The 15,556-nt window shown below is 40.4% G+C and carries 13 protein-coding genes; 1 reads left to right on the top strand and 12 read right to left on the bottom strand.

Going from position 1 to position 15,556, the window contains the following annotated elements; genetic code table 11:
• Window positions 1–3: 3 nt before the first annotated feature.
• From H8744_RS10435 to H8744_RS10380, 12 genes are all read right to left on the bottom strand, one after another.
• Complete coding sequence (locus H8744_RS10435) at window positions 4–1,056, bottom strand: leucine-rich repeat protein (protein WP_262434760.1); 1,053 nt, start codon at window positions 1,054–1,056, stop codon at window positions 4–6.
• 6 nt (window positions 1,057–1,062) lie between these two features.
• Entirely contained in the window at window positions 1,063–1,227 is a 165-nt protein-coding gene (locus H8744_RS10430) for a hypothetical protein (RefSeq protein WP_262434759.1), read from the bottom strand.
• 7 nt (window positions 1,228–1,234) lie between these two features.
• Window positions 1,235–2,110: a leucine-rich repeat protein gene (locus tag H8744_RS10425; RefSeq protein WP_262434758.1), complete on the bottom strand. Its 876-nt coding sequence runs from the start codon at window positions 2,108–2,110 to the stop codon at window positions 1,235–1,237.
• A gap of 39 nt (window positions 2,111–2,149) precedes the next feature.
• On the bottom strand, window positions 2,150–3,208 hold the full coding sequence (locus H8744_RS10420; protein ID WP_262434757.1) for a tail fiber domain-containing protein: 1,059 nt from the start codon (window positions 3,206–3,208) through the stop codon (window positions 2,150–2,152).
• 1,051 nt (window positions 3,209–4,259) lie between these two features.
• Window positions 4,260–5,624, bottom strand: a complete 1,365-nt coding sequence (gene hisS / locus H8744_RS10415; protein WP_262434756.1) for a histidine--tRNA ligase — start codon at window positions 5,622–5,624, stop codon at window positions 4,260–4,262.
• 253 nt (window positions 5,625–5,877) lie between these two features.
• Window positions 5,878–6,561 carry a zinc metallopeptidase gene (locus H8744_RS10410; RefSeq protein WP_262434755.1) on the bottom strand — a complete coding sequence of 228 codons (684 nt, stop codon included), beginning with the start codon at window positions 6,559–6,561 and terminating at the stop codon, window positions 5,878–5,880.
• Window positions 6,562–6,682: 121 nt separating this feature from the next.
• Entirely contained in the window at window positions 6,683–7,987 is a 1,305-nt protein-coding gene (locus tag H8744_RS10405) for an alpha-L-fucosidase (protein WP_262434754.1), read from the bottom strand.
• Between the two features lie 75 nt (window positions 7,988–8,062).
• A complete protein-coding gene (locus H8744_RS10400; RefSeq protein ID WP_262434753.1) occupies window positions 8,063–9,334 on the bottom strand; it encodes an adenylosuccinate synthase in 1,272 nt (423 codons plus the stop codon).
• Window positions 9,331–9,819: a Fur family transcriptional regulator gene (locus H8744_RS10395; protein WP_262434752.1), complete on the bottom strand. Its 489-nt coding sequence runs from the start codon at window positions 9,817–9,819 to the stop codon at window positions 9,331–9,333. The genes H8744_RS10400 and H8744_RS10395 overlap by 4 nt, the downstream gene beginning before the upstream one ends.
• 71 nt (window positions 9,820–9,890) lie before the next feature.
• Window positions 9,891–10,547, bottom strand: a complete 657-nt coding sequence (locus H8744_RS10390; RefSeq protein ID WP_305067480.1) for a DNA alkylation repair protein — start codon at window positions 10,545–10,547, stop codon at window positions 9,891–9,893.
• An 85-nt stretch (window positions 10,548–10,632) separates the two neighbouring features.
• Window positions 10,633–12,684: a dipeptidyl-peptidase 3 family protein gene (locus tag H8744_RS10385; protein WP_262434750.1), complete on the bottom strand. Its 2,052-nt coding sequence runs from the start codon at window positions 12,682–12,684 to the stop codon at window positions 10,633–10,635.
• Between the two features lie 113 nt (window positions 12,685–12,797).
• The gene (locus tag H8744_RS10380; protein WP_262434749.1) at window positions 12,798–13,265 is read right to left on the bottom strand and encodes a helix-turn-helix domain-containing protein; all 468 of its coding nucleotides are present in this window, start codon (window positions 13,263–13,265) and stop codon (window positions 12,798–12,800) included.
• A 292-nt stretch (window positions 13,266–13,557) separates the two neighbouring features.
• Between H8744_RS10380 and recQ the strand changes: the two genes are divergently transcribed.
• On the top strand, window positions 13,558–15,369 hold the full coding sequence (recQ, locus tag H8744_RS10375; RefSeq protein ID WP_262434748.1) for a DNA helicase RecQ: 1,812 nt from the start codon (window positions 13,558–13,560) through the stop codon (window positions 15,367–15,369).
• Window positions 15,370–15,556: the final 187 nt, after the last annotated feature.

Raw genomic sequence — 15,556 nt, 5'->3', positions numbered from 1 at the left:
ATTCTAATTTAGTAATTTAATTTCTGTTCTTTTGCCGCCAGATGTTGTAACTTCCAATAAGAGTACTCCCTTGGGAAATTCACCCGTTGTCATTTGCCATTTGTTTTCATGGATATCTCCTTGCCAGAAACAAGTACCGTTGGTGTCATAAACTGTAATCTTTGACATTGTTTCATCACATTCGATATATAAAATATCATTTTCAATCCAACTTTCCAAATTTGGGGATTGTTTCATTTGTTGGATACCACTATCCCCTTTTGTTCCATTTATGGTTCTAAAGCGTTTCCAATAATCTGTGTTGCGGTAGGTATCCGCACTCTCTTCGGGTACATACAAGTCAATATATTCTGGCTCAACAAATGGATTCCATATTACTTCAGGAGGTGTCATGGCTTTACAAAAAACCTTGTTTAATGCGTCCATTTTTAGATAACTGCCTGTTGCTACTAAGCTACTTACACTAAATGCACGTTTTTCAATTCGGTTAACTGTGGAAGGAAGAACAACTACTGCTATATCAGCACTCAAAAAGGCCTCCTTTCCTATAATCTCCGTGCCTTCAGGTATTTCATATTTACCACCTAAGCGGTTTCCTATTTTAGCTGGTGGAAATCCTAATAGTTTCTTCTTGTCTTTTGAAAAAAGGACACCATCTATAGACGTGCAATTATCACTATTATCAGTTGTAAGAAAGGAGGATAATATAGAATCACCAGCACTCCTAAATCCCCAAATGTCAATTCCTACAACATTTGGATAAGTATTCCAGATAATCGTCTTTAAACCCGATCCCGCCAAAGCATAATCTCCAATTTCTTTCAAGGATAAAGGTAATGTCAGAACTTGTATATATTTATTATACCAAAAAGCTCTTTCACCTATTATCTCCGTCCCTTCCGGCACTACATATTCCTCATCCACTTTGTCTTCGGGATAATCTATCAACGTCTTTCTATCCACCGAGAAAGTGACCCCATCGATAACTACCGTTTCTTGTGCTTGTAACAGAATGCAAAGCAGCGGTAGTAACATAAATAATAATGTTTTTTTCATGATATTCTAATTTAGTAATTTAATTTCTGTTCTTTTGCCGCCAGATGTTGTAACTTCCAATAAGAGTACTCCCTTGGGAAATTCACCCGTTGCCATGTGCCATTTGTTTTCATGGATATCTCCTTGCCAGAAACAAGTACCGTTGGTGTCATAAGCTGTAATCTTTGACATTGTTTCATCACATTCGATATATTAAAATATCATTTTCAATCCAACTTTCCAAATTGGAGGATTGTTTCATTTGTTGGATACCACTATCTGTGCTTTTGCCATTTATGGTTCTAAAGCGTTTCCAATATTCTGTGTTTCGATAGATGTCGGCACTTTCTTCAGGTACATATAAGGCAATGTATTCAGGATTAATAAAGGGATTTCCTATTATTTCAGGGGGAATTATTGTTTTGCAAAAAACTTCTATTAATTCCTCTATCGTGTCATCACCTGTTGGTATTAGCCATCTTACACTAAATGCATCTTCTTCAATTCTGTTAATTGTGGAAGGAAGAATAACAATTGCTATATCAGCACAAGCGAAAGCCTGTTTTGTTATAACTTCCGTCCCTTCGGGTATTTCATATTTACCACTTAAGCGGTTTCCTACTTTTGTTGGTGGGAACCCCAATAGTTTTTTCTTGTCTTTTGAGAAAAGCACTCCATCTACTGAAATGCAATTAGTACTATTGCCAAGGGTTAGGAAGGATGATAGGTTGGATGCATAAGCTGGAAATCCCCATATCCAATCTCCGATGACATCTGGATAAGTATTCCAAATAATTGTCTTTAATCCAGTTCCCGCTAAAGCATTATCTCCAATTTCTTTCAAGGATAAAGGTAATGTCAGAACTTGCAAATGGCGATTATGACCAAAAGCATATTCACTTATAATTTCCGTCCCTTCCGGCACTACATATTCCTCATCCGCCTTATCTGCTGAATATTTTATCAGCGTCTTCTTATCCACCGAGAAAGTGACCCCATCGATAACTACCGTTTCTTGTGCTTGTAACAGAATGCAAAGCAGCGGTAGTAACATAAATAATAATGTTTTTTTCATAACTGTATATTTTTAGTTTACATTCATTTTTATACTTGTTCAATGATTCAGAATCATACGTTTGGAATCTATCATCCTGCCATCTATCACCAAAGCATAAATATACATACCCGGTTCTAGATCGGATGCGGAGATTTCAATCTTGCCTGTAACCCCATTGGATTGCAGTGGATAATTCTTTAATAGTTTTCCATTGAGATCATATACATTAATGGAGGCTGTATGTGCATTGGGAGTGAGGCGATAAGCTATTTCCGTCATATGGTTGAAGGGATTTGGGACATTTTGATAGAGTGCGGCTTCCTGCACAGGGCTATTTTGATTGTTCTCAGAATCTGATTTAGGTGAACGACTCTGAGGTGATAAACTTTGCATCAGGGCTTCCAGTTGCATCTTTAAGCTGTCCACTTGATTTTGCAGGTTGTCGTATCGCATGTTAACTGCGGTCAGACTGTCGTTCATTTCTTTTATGCCCTCCACCAGAACGGCTACCAGGTCGGTATACATGATTCCTTTTGTACCGTCCGAGAATTCACAGACTGCTTCCGGATATACTTGTTCGACCTCTTGGGCCAATAAGCCGATATGTTTGGAAACGTTGCCTGCTGTTCCGTTTCTTGCTAAAGAGCTATTTTGTGGAGAACCGTCTACTTCGCTTTTGAAATCGTAGGAAACACCGTTTAGTGTTTGAATCTTGGAGAGGGTGGAAGTCAGGGGACGAATATTGGTCTTTAATGTACTGTCCGAAGACTGGGCATAGCCGCCTTTACTGTAAATCTTACCATTTTCATCAATGTAAAAAACCGGAGCCATTGAAATTCCATGATGCTTCACCGCATGAGCTATTGCGAAAGGATGCGGGCGTGACGGATCGTAGGGAAACGGATCAGAATCTCCGTATATGGCAATACTTATCCCGCTTTCAACACTGAGCCTGCCGGGATTAACGGAAGACCATTGGGACGATGTGCTTGTTTCGAATCCCCAAAAACATGAACCGTCACCGACACAACAGTCACCTTCGTCATTGACCGTGACCTGTGCTTGAGCAATTAATGCAAAAAACGCTACTAACAACGTACATAAAATCTGTTTCATAATCATTCAATTTAAAGTTTATATTTATACGTTTAAGAATACATACTTTATAAAATTGTCATTGTTTGATAGGTTTGTGGAATAAGCACGAAGGTTAATTGCAAGTTGTATATTCGAATAGTTGCTTTATTTTTTTTTAAAACTTTGTATTTACAAATGTATGTATAATTTCGTCTTGTTATGTATTTAGCCTCTTTTAATTATCAATTGTTAACCTTCTGTATTTGTAAAGATTGGGTGTTGTTGATGGTTAACGCAGCGGTAATTGTCATCGTTCTTTTTTCTTGTAAAGATTGAATATTTATAATAAAATGTTTATGATTTCCGTAAATAGCTAACCGATACTTTTCCCTAGATCATTGAAATAGCACTCCAAAAAGCTGTTTTAGGGGGCAAAAGCGAATGAAAAAGGGATAAAATCACTATAAATGACGGGTGAAATAGCGATTGCCAACAGATAGAATACCCATTTTCATCGGATAAAGTATTAATCATCATCAGATGAAATAACCATTTCCAACAAATGAAGTATTCATTTCCATTAAAACGAGGCTAAATTTACTTGAAATGAGCCATAATTCCCATTTCTTTTCTCTACTTCTCTTCTTTCGGGGAAGGTTTATTTTGTGACGGAATGAGATGACAATTCTATGATATTTGTCATTTGGAAAGGACAGGGAAATAAGTGTTGTTTTATGTAACTCAGATTTCTGTTTTATTATCAAAGTGGAAAGCTGAGATTGCTCTACAATCCGTTTTTTCTAATCATGTTTATCATCGGCTCGAAATATCACAGTTCAGGATGGATAGGAAAAGCAATATGTCAGAATGACAATTCTCGAAACAGAATTCACCATAGCTGAAAGTATACGCTCTCGTCCATTATCCAAACTGATAGTTTCAAATCTATCCACTCTGACTTGCTAATGCAGCTAGGACCAAAGGCGATAGCAAGATGAACTTCAAGTAGGATTTCACAAAGGAAGAATTAAAAAAAGCCAGCCGTAAGAATATTCAAACTGCTGGCAAAATAATACCTACATTGCAAAACTTAGGATTGGATGGATGCAAGCAGGTCTTCAGCTGTTAGCAACATCTGCTCACCTGTTTCCATGTTTTTCAACATAACTTTGCCATCCTGCATTTCATTTTCACCCACAATAGCAACGAACGGAATATTCTTTGCATTAGCATAACTCATCTGCTTTTTCATCTTTGCCTCATCCGGGAATATTTCCGCACGTATACCGGCTGCACGGGCCTTGGCCAATATTCCCATTGCAAAAGCTGCTTCTTTTTCGCCAAAATTAACGAATAGCAACTGAGTACCGTTTACCGCTTCTTTAGGGTATAAATCCAATTGATTAAGTACATCGAAAATACGATCCGCCCCAAAAGAGATTCCTACTCCCGACACTCCTGCCATTCCGAATACACCGGTCAAGTTATCGTAACGACCGCCTCCTGTAATACTACCTATCTGCACATCCAAAGCTTTCACTTCAAAAATAGCACCGGTATAATAATTCAATCCGCGAGCCAACGTCAAATCTAATTCAATCTCATTCTTTAGCCCCATTGTCTCCAGTGTAGTCAAAATGAATTCACTCTCTTGCACACCCTTCATCCCGATTTCACTAAGAGACAGTACCTCTTTCAATGTAGCCAGTTTCTCTGCATTTGTCCCGCTAAGCAGAATGATCGGTTGCAATTTGGCTATAGCCTCATCACTGATTCCTTTTTCTTTCAATTCTGCATTGACATTCTCAAGACCGATCTTATCCAATTTATCAATAGCTACGGTAATATCGACAATCTTGTCAGACTCACCAATGATTTCGGCTATACCGGAAAGGATTTTACGGTTATTTATCTTAATGCAAACCCGAATACCGAAACGGTTGAATACAGTATCGACAATCTGCATCAATTCCACTTCATTCAGTAACGAATCGCTACCTACCACATCGGCATCACACTGATAAAACTCACGATAGCGTCCCTTTTGAGGACGATCGGCACGCCATACAGGTTGTATCTGATAGCGTTTGAAAGGGAATGTGATTTCATCCCGGTGCATTACCACATAACGGGCAAAAGGCACAGTCAAATCATAACGCAATCCCTTTTCACAAAACCTACTTGCCAACTTCACGGCATTGCGACTCAACAATTCTTCGTCAGTAATACCCGAAAAATAATCACCGGAATTCTGTATTTTAAACAATAGCTTATCCCCTTCTTCACCATACTTTCCCATCAACGTAGAAAGCATCTCCATAGAAGGAGTCTCTATCTGCTGAAAGCCATAAAGATGATAAACATCACGAATCGTATTAAAAATGTAATTACGTTTCGCCATCTCCACAGGCGAAAAATCTCGTGTTCCTTTCGGTATGCTCGGTTTTGCTGCCATAATTCTAACTATTTTATGTAATTGGTCTGCAAAGTTATAGGAAATTATTGATTAATCAGAACAACCATACCAAATTTTACCTGCTCCAATGCGAAATATCAGAGTCTAACGGAGAACAAAAATACTGATTAGCACCAAACTGACTTCTTATCCGGTATAATAACAAGCATACACCCAAATAAACAAACAGCTCCCTCCTTCTGATTCTGAAGGAGGGAGCTGTTTGTTTATTTGGACGAATTAACTCAGTAAATTAATCTCTTCTTCCAAGAAATATCATAATGTAATAAATCAATGTAGCTAAAGAGCCTAAAGCAGCTACTACATAAGTATAAGCAGCGGAACGAAGTGCATCTTCTGCCTGTGCATGATTACGTGCATTTGTAATGCCAGACGAACTCAACCATACCAATGCGCGTTTGCTAGCATTAATTTCTACCGGCAAAGTGATAAAACTAAACAGAGTCGTCATAGCGAACAAAATGATACCAGCCAATAAAAGCTGAGGAAATGAATTGATCAGTAATATACCTGCAAGTAATACCCACGTCATCCATTGAGAAGCAAATGTCACAACAGGAACCAGTTTACTACGCATTGTCAGAGGAGCATAGGAACGCGCATGTTGCACAGCGTGACCGCATTCGTGAGCAGCTACAGCAGCTGCCATAATGCTATTACTCTCATAAACGCCTTCACTCAGATTCACTGTCTTATTGGCAGGATTATAGTGGTCAGTCAGACGTCCCGGTGTATGTGTCACCTGAACATCATAAATTCCATTGTCATGTAACATTTTAATAGCCACGTCGCGTCCTGTCATTCCATTGCCCGTAGGTATCTTAGAATATTTTTTAAACTTGTTCTGCAAGTTCATCTGTACCAACCAGCTTACCAAGGCAATCCCGATAAAAATTATCCATGAAATAGGTATCATACTTTTCTTTTTAATTTAAATGATTACTACCCGTATAAATACAAATAGCTTGCCAAAAATAAAGGGAAACTTCGGATGTACCAATAGTTTCCCTTTTGTTTTAGGAAGAATTAGCTAAAAATTATTCAATTGTCAGTTCCACCACCGTATCAATATCGACAGGAACAGCACCGAGTTCCAACAGTATGCCGTCACGGCTACGAGTATACCGCAGAGGAGATTTGTCTTTAAAGAACACTGCTTTCTTCACCTTCTTTCCGGTCAATGGAATGAACAGGGATTTATCTTGCAGGTCAAGGATGTGTACATAAAGCTTATTTCCTTTCTGAGTGGTCACACCCCAATCATGAGGCGCAACCAGTCCACCGCGAGTGCCATAAATGGTTTCACCGTATTGTTGCATCCACTCTCCTACTTCTTTAAGTCGCTGTACAGCAACTTCCGGAAGCTCTCCATCAGGTTGGGGGCCTATATTCATCAATAGATTCGCATTTTTACCCGCAGCTTTTACCAGATAATGGATTAATGTTTTAGTAGACTTATAATTGGGATCGGTTATTTTATACCCCCACATGCCGTTCATTGTTTCACAAGTTTCCAGAGGCAATTGGCTAATGTCCTGCCCTGAAAGTCCGGAGTTATTCTCACCCGGAAGATCTCGTTCGAATATCTGAATATCTTCTCCGGCAAAAGGAACCTGATGATGATTGTTCCCTATCAAGCAGGCAGGCTGTAAACGATGAATCATTGCGTACTGCTCGGGCAACTGCCAATCAAAACCGGGGTTCTGATCCTGATCCCACCAACCATCAAACCAGATCGCTCCTACAGGACCATAATTAGTCAGTAATTCGGTCAATTGATCATTCATAAACTGATAATAAGTACGCCAATTTCCTTTTGAATCGGCTCTTCCGGTTCCTCTACCGGTACGCCCCCAGGGATAGTCTTCCCGAGACCAATCCAAGTGAGAATAATAGAAATGCAATTTAATACCCTGACGGGCACATTCATCAGCGAGTTCTTTCACAATGTCCCGCTTAAAAGGGGTTGCTTTCACTACATTATAATCAGAAAATTTCGTATCGAACATCGAAAAGCCTTCATGATGGCGAGTAGTAAAACAGATGTACTTCGCTCCCGAAGCTTTAATAGCAGCCACCCAACGAGCCGCATCGAACTTAGAAGGATAAAAACCACCCGCCAATTTGGCATACTCTTTATAGTTAAGATCCCGGTTCGTCATAGTCCACTCACCAGTCGCAAGCATACTATAAAGCCCCCAATGGAGGAATATGCCGAACTTATTGTCTTGGAACTCCCGCCGCGCTTTCAGATTCTCTTCAGTCGGAGTATAACCGGATTGTGCCGTTAAAGGGGCACACGCTCCAATAACAAGGAGCAGAGTAATAATTTGTTTTATCATACGCATTAAATAAAAGAAGGGCATCTTTAAAGCATTTTGCTTGAAAGATACCCATTATAAAACTAAAGGAATAATTTATTCTTCTGTATATCTTTCAATAGTCTGTTCACGGTCAGGACCTACTGAAACAATCTTTATTTCGACTCCCAACTGCTCTTCAAGGAAACTCAGGTAGGCGTTAAATTCTTCGGGGAATTCATCCTCGCTCTGCACTTTCGTCATATCAGTCTTCCAGCCCGGGAGTTCCGCATAAATAGGTTCTACCCCTTCGGTGATATCATATGGAAAATAATCAATTTCTTCACCGTTTAAACGATAAGCCACACAAGCTTTGATCGTATCAAACGTATCGAGTACATCACTCTTCATCATGATAAGCTTGGTAACACCGTTTACCATAATAGAATACCTCAAAGCTACGAGGTCGATCCATCCGCAACGACGCTTACGTCCGGTAACAGAACCAAATTCATGTCCCAGAGTGCATATCTTATCGCCTGTTTCGTCAAACAACTCCGTAGGGAAAGGCCCTGAACCGACGCGAGTGCAATATGCTTTGAAAATACCGTATACATCACCGATGCGATTAGGCGCAACGCCCAAGCCCGTGCAAGCACCGGCACATACCGTGTTTGAAGAGGTAACAAACGGATACGAACCGAAATCAATATCAAGCATTGTACCTTGGGCGCCCTCGCAAAGAACGCTTTTGCCCTCTTTCAACAAATTGTTCACTTCATGTTCACTGTCTACCAAATGGAACTGCTTCAAGTATTCAATACCTTCCATCCAAGCTTTTTCAGGCTCCGTCAAGTCGTATTCATAGTTCAAGCTTTTCAGAATCTGTTCATGACGAGCTTTGGCAGCAGCATACTTCTCGTCGAAACCGTGGAGGATGTCTCCGACACGGACACCGTTACGGCTCACCTTATCCGTATAAGTAGGACCGATACCTTTTCCGGTAGTCCCTACCTTCGAGTCTCCTTTAGCAGCTTCATAAGCAGCATCCAGAATGCGATGTGTCGGCAGGATCAGATGTGCTTTCTTTGAAATGTGCAGTCTTTCTTTCAAATTATGTCCCGAAGCTTCAAGAGCCTCTGCTTCTGCTTTGAACAGTGCGGGATCAAGAACAACGCCATTACCGATAATATTCACCTTATCTCCCTGAAAAATACCTGAAGGGATGGAACGAAGCACATACTTCTGTCCTTCGAACTCGAGTGTATGTCCCGCATTCGGACCGCCCTGAAAACGTGCTACCACATCGTATCGGGGAGTCAATACGTCTACAACTTTTCCTTTACCTTCATCGCCCCATTGTAAACCTAATAGTACATCTACTTTCATTTTTCTTTCTTATTGTTGTTACTTACTTTTTTCCTTCTATTGGCACGATCGCATTTACTGCATATTCCATAAATGTACAAAGAATAGTGCGAAAGCTGAAACCGACTCAACTTGGTATTCTCGATAGCGTTTTGTAATGCTTCATTTTGAAATTCGGTAACTTTACCGCATTGTGTACATATCTGGTGATGATGTGTCTCTCGATTATAAGACTTTTCATATTGGGAAGAATTGCCGAACTGATGCTTGATGACCAGCCGGGCATTGATGAGCAGGATAATAGTATTGTATAACGTGGCACGACTTACACGAAAGTTCTCCTGGTTCATCATTTGGGAATAGAGCATATCTATGTCGAAATGACCGTCTATAGAATAGATAGTTTCAAGTATGGCATAACGCTCGGGAGTCTTACGATGCCCGTTCGCATTGAGATATTCTGTGAATATCTGCCTTACAGTATCTTTCACATTCTGACTTTCCATTATCGGCACAAAATTTGCGCCAACAAAGTTAAGCCTTTTTTGTAGAAAGCAAATGATAAAGGGAAGTTTTTTTAAACTTCCTCCTTTACCATGCTATACAGAACCTGCTCTGCTTCGACTGTAGAGTCTTTCATCCCCTCCACCAATCTACATACTTGAAAAGCATGTTCTTCGCTGTGTTGCATATATTTACGGATAGCCAACATGGCCGAATTGCGCACACGATAACTACCGGAAAGCACTGCAGAGATGGCCTGATCAAGAAATTCACCAGCAACCCGCTCCGTCATATCTCCCTTTTTCACCAATAATCTGGCAATGGTAAGATAACCGCAAATCTGCGCATATTCTTCCTCTGCAGCAATCCATTGGAAAGATTTAGCAGGAGCATAGGGCAAATTCTGGAAAAGATTCATGCATGTAAGTTCTGCTATTTCCATAGTAGGCATATTCTCAACCCAAATATCGGCAATTTCAGGATAAAAGGTTTCTATCGGCTGCAACAATCCGGCAAGTATCTTGCACTCACGAATGTCTTCTTTCCAAAGAGCCTGAGCCAAATCATGGTTCTTCTCGAAAGAAGCAGCAATACTCTTTATACGTGGCAGCTCAACTCCGAAATTGAGTTTATAGTTTATGCCTTTTTCACGCATACTTTGTGATACGACTCCATTCATTGATAAACGGAGTTGCGTCTTGATATCTTTTAATTGTTCTTTTATATCCAACATAATAAAATAATTAAGAGTGAAAAAGGAAGTTCTCCTTATCTCAATTCTCCCTTCTTCACTCTCCCTTCTTAATTCTTTCTTCTTAATTCACGTCCGGTAGTGGAGAATAATCTTTGCTATAGCGCAACATCTGTTCTGCATACCCTTCATCATAGGAAACGGTTATATCGGTAATGTTTCCATTTTCATCTATTACAGCTTCATATTTCGGATTGACAAACCCTTTGTACGGAGCCAGGTTCAACTTCTTATAACGTTCCAGAATCTCAGCATGGAGAACAGGATCAACTTTCACTGCATAGTTTTCTACCAAAGCACGGGCAGCTTCATAATCACCGGTAGACTTGATTCGCTGGATTTCAGACAACAACTCTCCAAAGAGTTGACGCACCTTGTCATAATCATTCACTTTGACATAAGTTTTTCCATCCTTTTTCACCAGTTCCACCACTTTATCAGGAGCGCCCTTTTCAAACACCCAACGAGCAATGAGCTGGCGATTACGCATGTGCGCTTCTTCCACACTGTTGCCCGGTTCGATACGTACAAGCTGGGTCATCAGGCCGTTCATCAAGTAACTGTAATACTCAGCTTTATAGGCATCTGCATCAGGAGTAAGACCAAGTTCCACCAGTTTGGGATCTGCAACATAATACAATCCGAAAAGATCAGCACGTGCTTCTTCGATTGTCGAACCATGCGCTTTCAAGGCGTCCGGATCGACTCCCGGAAGCAACTTGCCCGAACCGTGCCCCAAACATTCATGCAGGTCGGTATGCAATTCACCGGTAAGGTCACCATATTTATCAATAAGTTGTTTCTCGGCATCGCTATAAGCAAATTCTTCTACGAAACCATTGCCATGAGATGCTTTATTATATGCGTCCGTTATGTTGCCAATCGTCACGGATTTAGAACCATGATGTGCGCGTATCCAGTTTGCATTGGGCAAATTAATGCCAATAGCCGTGGATGGATAGAGATCACCACCAAGAATAGCGGCTGTAATGACTTTCGCAGTAACACCTTTCACTTTGTCTTTCTTGAACTGTGCATCTACCGGTGAATGATCTTCAAACCATTGCGCATTACCACTGATAGTTTCCGTACGACGTGTCGCATCCAAATCCTTGAAGTTAACGAGAGACTCCCAACTGGCTTTTATCCCGAGCGGATCGCCATAACTTTCTGTAAAACCGTTCACGAAATCAATACGAGAATTCAAATCCTTCACCCACAAGATGGCATATTCATCGAATGTTTTCAGGTCACCCGTTTCATAGAATTCGATCAGCTTACCAATTGCGGCTTTCTGTGCTTCATCTTCGGCCACTCCTTCAGCTTTCTTCAGCCAATAAACAATCTTTTCAATAGCTTGTGTATAAAGTCCACCGACTTTCCACACTTTCTCCTGAATAATACCGTCCTCCTTAACCAATCGGCTATTTAAGCCATAAGAGATGGGAGTTTCATCCTTCGGGTCTTTCATCTTCCCGTAAAATGCCTCCGCTTCAGCTTGAGTAACCCCATCGTAGTAATTACTTGCAGAAGTCAGAACCAAGTCTTCACCATCTGCCTGATTCACACGTTTAGGCATAATTTTTGGATCGAATATCACAGGAAATATTTCATCACAGAACTGCTCCACCGTTTGCCCTTCTGCCAATGGAAGTTGGGAGGCATCCAGACTTAATACAGCTTGTCTCAGGAAATCCTGAGAAAAACCGGGAACAAACTTTTCCGAACCATAATGGTGGTGGATACCATTGGAAAACCATACTCGCTTGAGATAGACTTCCATATTCTTAAAGTCGTCGGTATTCTTATCACCTTTGTAGTCGGTGTAGATTGCTTCCAGCATTCTGCGGATACGGAGGTTGTACTTTCCATTCTGATCGTAAAGGATATCACGACCCTGCTGGGCAGCCTCGGTCAGGTAATAAACCAGCTCTTTTTGTTTTAGCGACAGGTCCTCGAATCCGGGAACCCGGTAACGCAACATTTGTAAATCAGCAAATTGTTCCACAGTGTAATCAAATTTATCTGCCTTCGCAGTTGTTGTTTTTTGAGCCCCGCCACATGCTGTAAGCATAGTAACCGTAGCTGCCATCGAAATAATAAAATGTTTTTTCATAAGTAAACGTATATAAGATAATTTGAGGATTTTTATTTATAAAAACATGAAAAGGAAGTATCCCGAGTCTTACACCCGGAATATTTCCTTTTATTCAACATTAAATTGTACAATTACTTTTTATTGTTTTCCAAATGTTTTTTACGATAGCCATTCGGGGTTTCTCCAACATTCTTATAGAAAGCTGCATAAAAAGATTGACGATTGGCAAACCCAACCATTGCACTAATTTCTTCTACATTTTTGTCAGCATATCTCTTGTCTGTCAACAAATGCAAAGCATCTTTTACTCTGTATTCATTCAATAAACAAGAATAATTCTGGCCGAAACGAGAGTTGACGACAGCGGACAAATAACGAGTATTTGTTTTCAACTCTTTAGCCAAATCTTTTGCTGAATAGTCAGGGTCTCTGTACTTCTTCTGTACGACAACGATACTCAGTATCTTATCGTATAATTCGTCTGCAAGTTCCGGCCTTATCAAAGAACGGTAAGCAGCCTTTTTCTCCTTCTTTTCCCTTAAGTTATAAGGACGTTTTTTAGGAGTTTCTTCCTGTTTTCTGTTTTCTAAATCACTCATTGAATTAACTGGTTAGGGTTCATTTTTAATTATCGCTACATCACTGCAACGTTAGATGTTACAAATTTCGTACATTCTTTCCAAATATACAAGAATTAAGTGTACATTTTTTGTAACTAAACAACCAAATCAATGAAAAAAAGCACCGGAAAGGTATATAATAAGAATATTTAACTTTCGATCACATCGTTTACGTTCACATATGAAGTAATTTTATGATCAAGTTGTGATGATTATTCCATGATAGATCAAAGAAAATAGTACCTTTGCAAACATATCCAAAATATCGCTCATGATTCAAACCCTCAAAACATATTTCGGTTACGATAGTTTCCGACCTTTACAAAAAGAGATTATTGAAAACTTGTTGAACCATAAAGACAGTTTGGTTTTGATGCCGACTGGAGGAGGCAAATCGATCTGTTACCAACTACCGGCCCTTCTTAGTGAAGGTACCGCTGTGGTGGTATCTCCATTGATCTCATTAATGAAAGATCAGGTAGAAGCTCTCCGTGCCAACGGGATAGCTGCGGGGGCATTGAACAGCAGTATAGATGAAACAGAAAGTGCTAACCTGCGCCGTGCCTGCATAGAAGGCAAACTGAAATTACTCTACATATCTCCTGAAAAGTTAATAAACGAAGTAGATTACCTTTTCCGTGATATGTCAATCTCTCTGTTCGCCATTGATGAAGCTCACTGCATATCGCAATGGGGACACGATTTCCGGCCCGAATATACGCAAATCGGCATATTGAAAGAAAAATTCCCCGACATACCCGTCATTGCCTTAACCGCTACTGCCGACAAAATAACCCGGGAAGACATCATCCGGCAAATGCATTTGCAAAATCCACGGATATTCATTTCCAGCTTCGACCGCCCCAACTTAAGTCTGGCAGTCAAAAAGAACTACAAGAAGAAGGAGAAGATAAAAACGATTCTGGAATTGATAGACCGCCACCCAGAGCAAAGCGGAATCATCTATTGCCTGAGTAGAAAAAAGACGGAAGAAATAGCAGAGGAGTTGTCCGACAATGGAATAAACTGTGCCTACTATCATGCAGGGATGGGGGCTGAAAAGCGTAACCAGGCACAAGAGGATTTCATCAATGATCGCGTACAGGTAGTCTGTGCAACAATCGCTTTTGGAATGGGAATAGACAAATCAAATGTCCGATGGGTGGTACATTACAATCTTCCTAAAAGCATAGAGAGTTTTTACCAGGAGATAGGACGCGCAGGCAGGGATGGCTTGCCTAGCGAAACAATCCTTTTTTATTCGCTGGAGGATCTCATATTACTGACTAAGTTCGCAATGGACAGCAAGCAACAGGACATCAACATGGAAAAGTTGAACCGGATGCAACAATATGCCGAAGCAGACATTTGCCGACGGAGGATTTTATTAAGCTACTTCAGTGAGACTGCCAAATGTGATTGCGGAAATTGTGATGTGTGTAGGAATCCTCGCGAACGTTTCGATGGGAGTGTTATCGTACAAAAAGCATTAAGTGCCATCGTTCGTACCGACCAGCAGGCAGGACAGGGAATGTTGATAGATATCCTGCGTGGAATGTATACTCCGGAAGTGATGAACAGAGGATACGATAAGTTAAAAACTTTCGGTGCAGGAAGAGAAATTCCTTCCCGCGATTGGCAGGACTATCTCCTACAGATGCTACAACTGGGATACTTCGAAATAGCTTACAACGAAAAAAATCATTTGAAGATTACGGAAAATGGAACGAACGTACTTTTCGGACGTGAGAAAGCCATGCTTGTAACTATTAAAAGAGAAGAAAAGAATATTTCCAATAGAAAAGGAAGTAGAAGAAAAACGCCCGTCAACAAGGAGCTTCCATTGGGTATCGAAGCGGGAGAAAGCAGAGAACTCTTCGAAGAATTACGGGCCCTCCGCAAACAATTGGCAGACGAAGAGATGCTGCCGCCTTACATCGTTTTATCGGACAAAGTGCTACATCAACTGAACTTATCCCGCCCTACAACCTTGGAAGCCTTCGGAGCAATCAGTGGTATCACCGAATACAAAAAGAAAAAATACGGTAAGGATTTTGTGGAACTCATCCGACAATTTGTATAGGATTAATATCATATATCTTACTAGTACAGACAGCCTGTGGTAACTACTCGGTGAGTATTCGTTCATCAGATTGAGGTTACCACAAGCTAAGCTATCTATTCCTGGATAAAGAGGAACGTACGATAAACCGGGGAGAGAGATATTTTATCTTCAGAAGATACATTGTCAAACATGGGGATGTCTAACA

Origin of the sequence: Jilunia laotingensis (genome assembly GCF_014385165.1) — a bacterium.
GTDB classification, from domain to species: Bacteria; Bacteroidota; Bacteroidia; order Bacteroidales; family Bacteroidaceae; genus Bacteroides; species Bacteroides laotingensis.
Note: the sequence above shows the minus strand (reverse complement) of the source record. Positions and strands in the feature narration are given on the sequence as shown.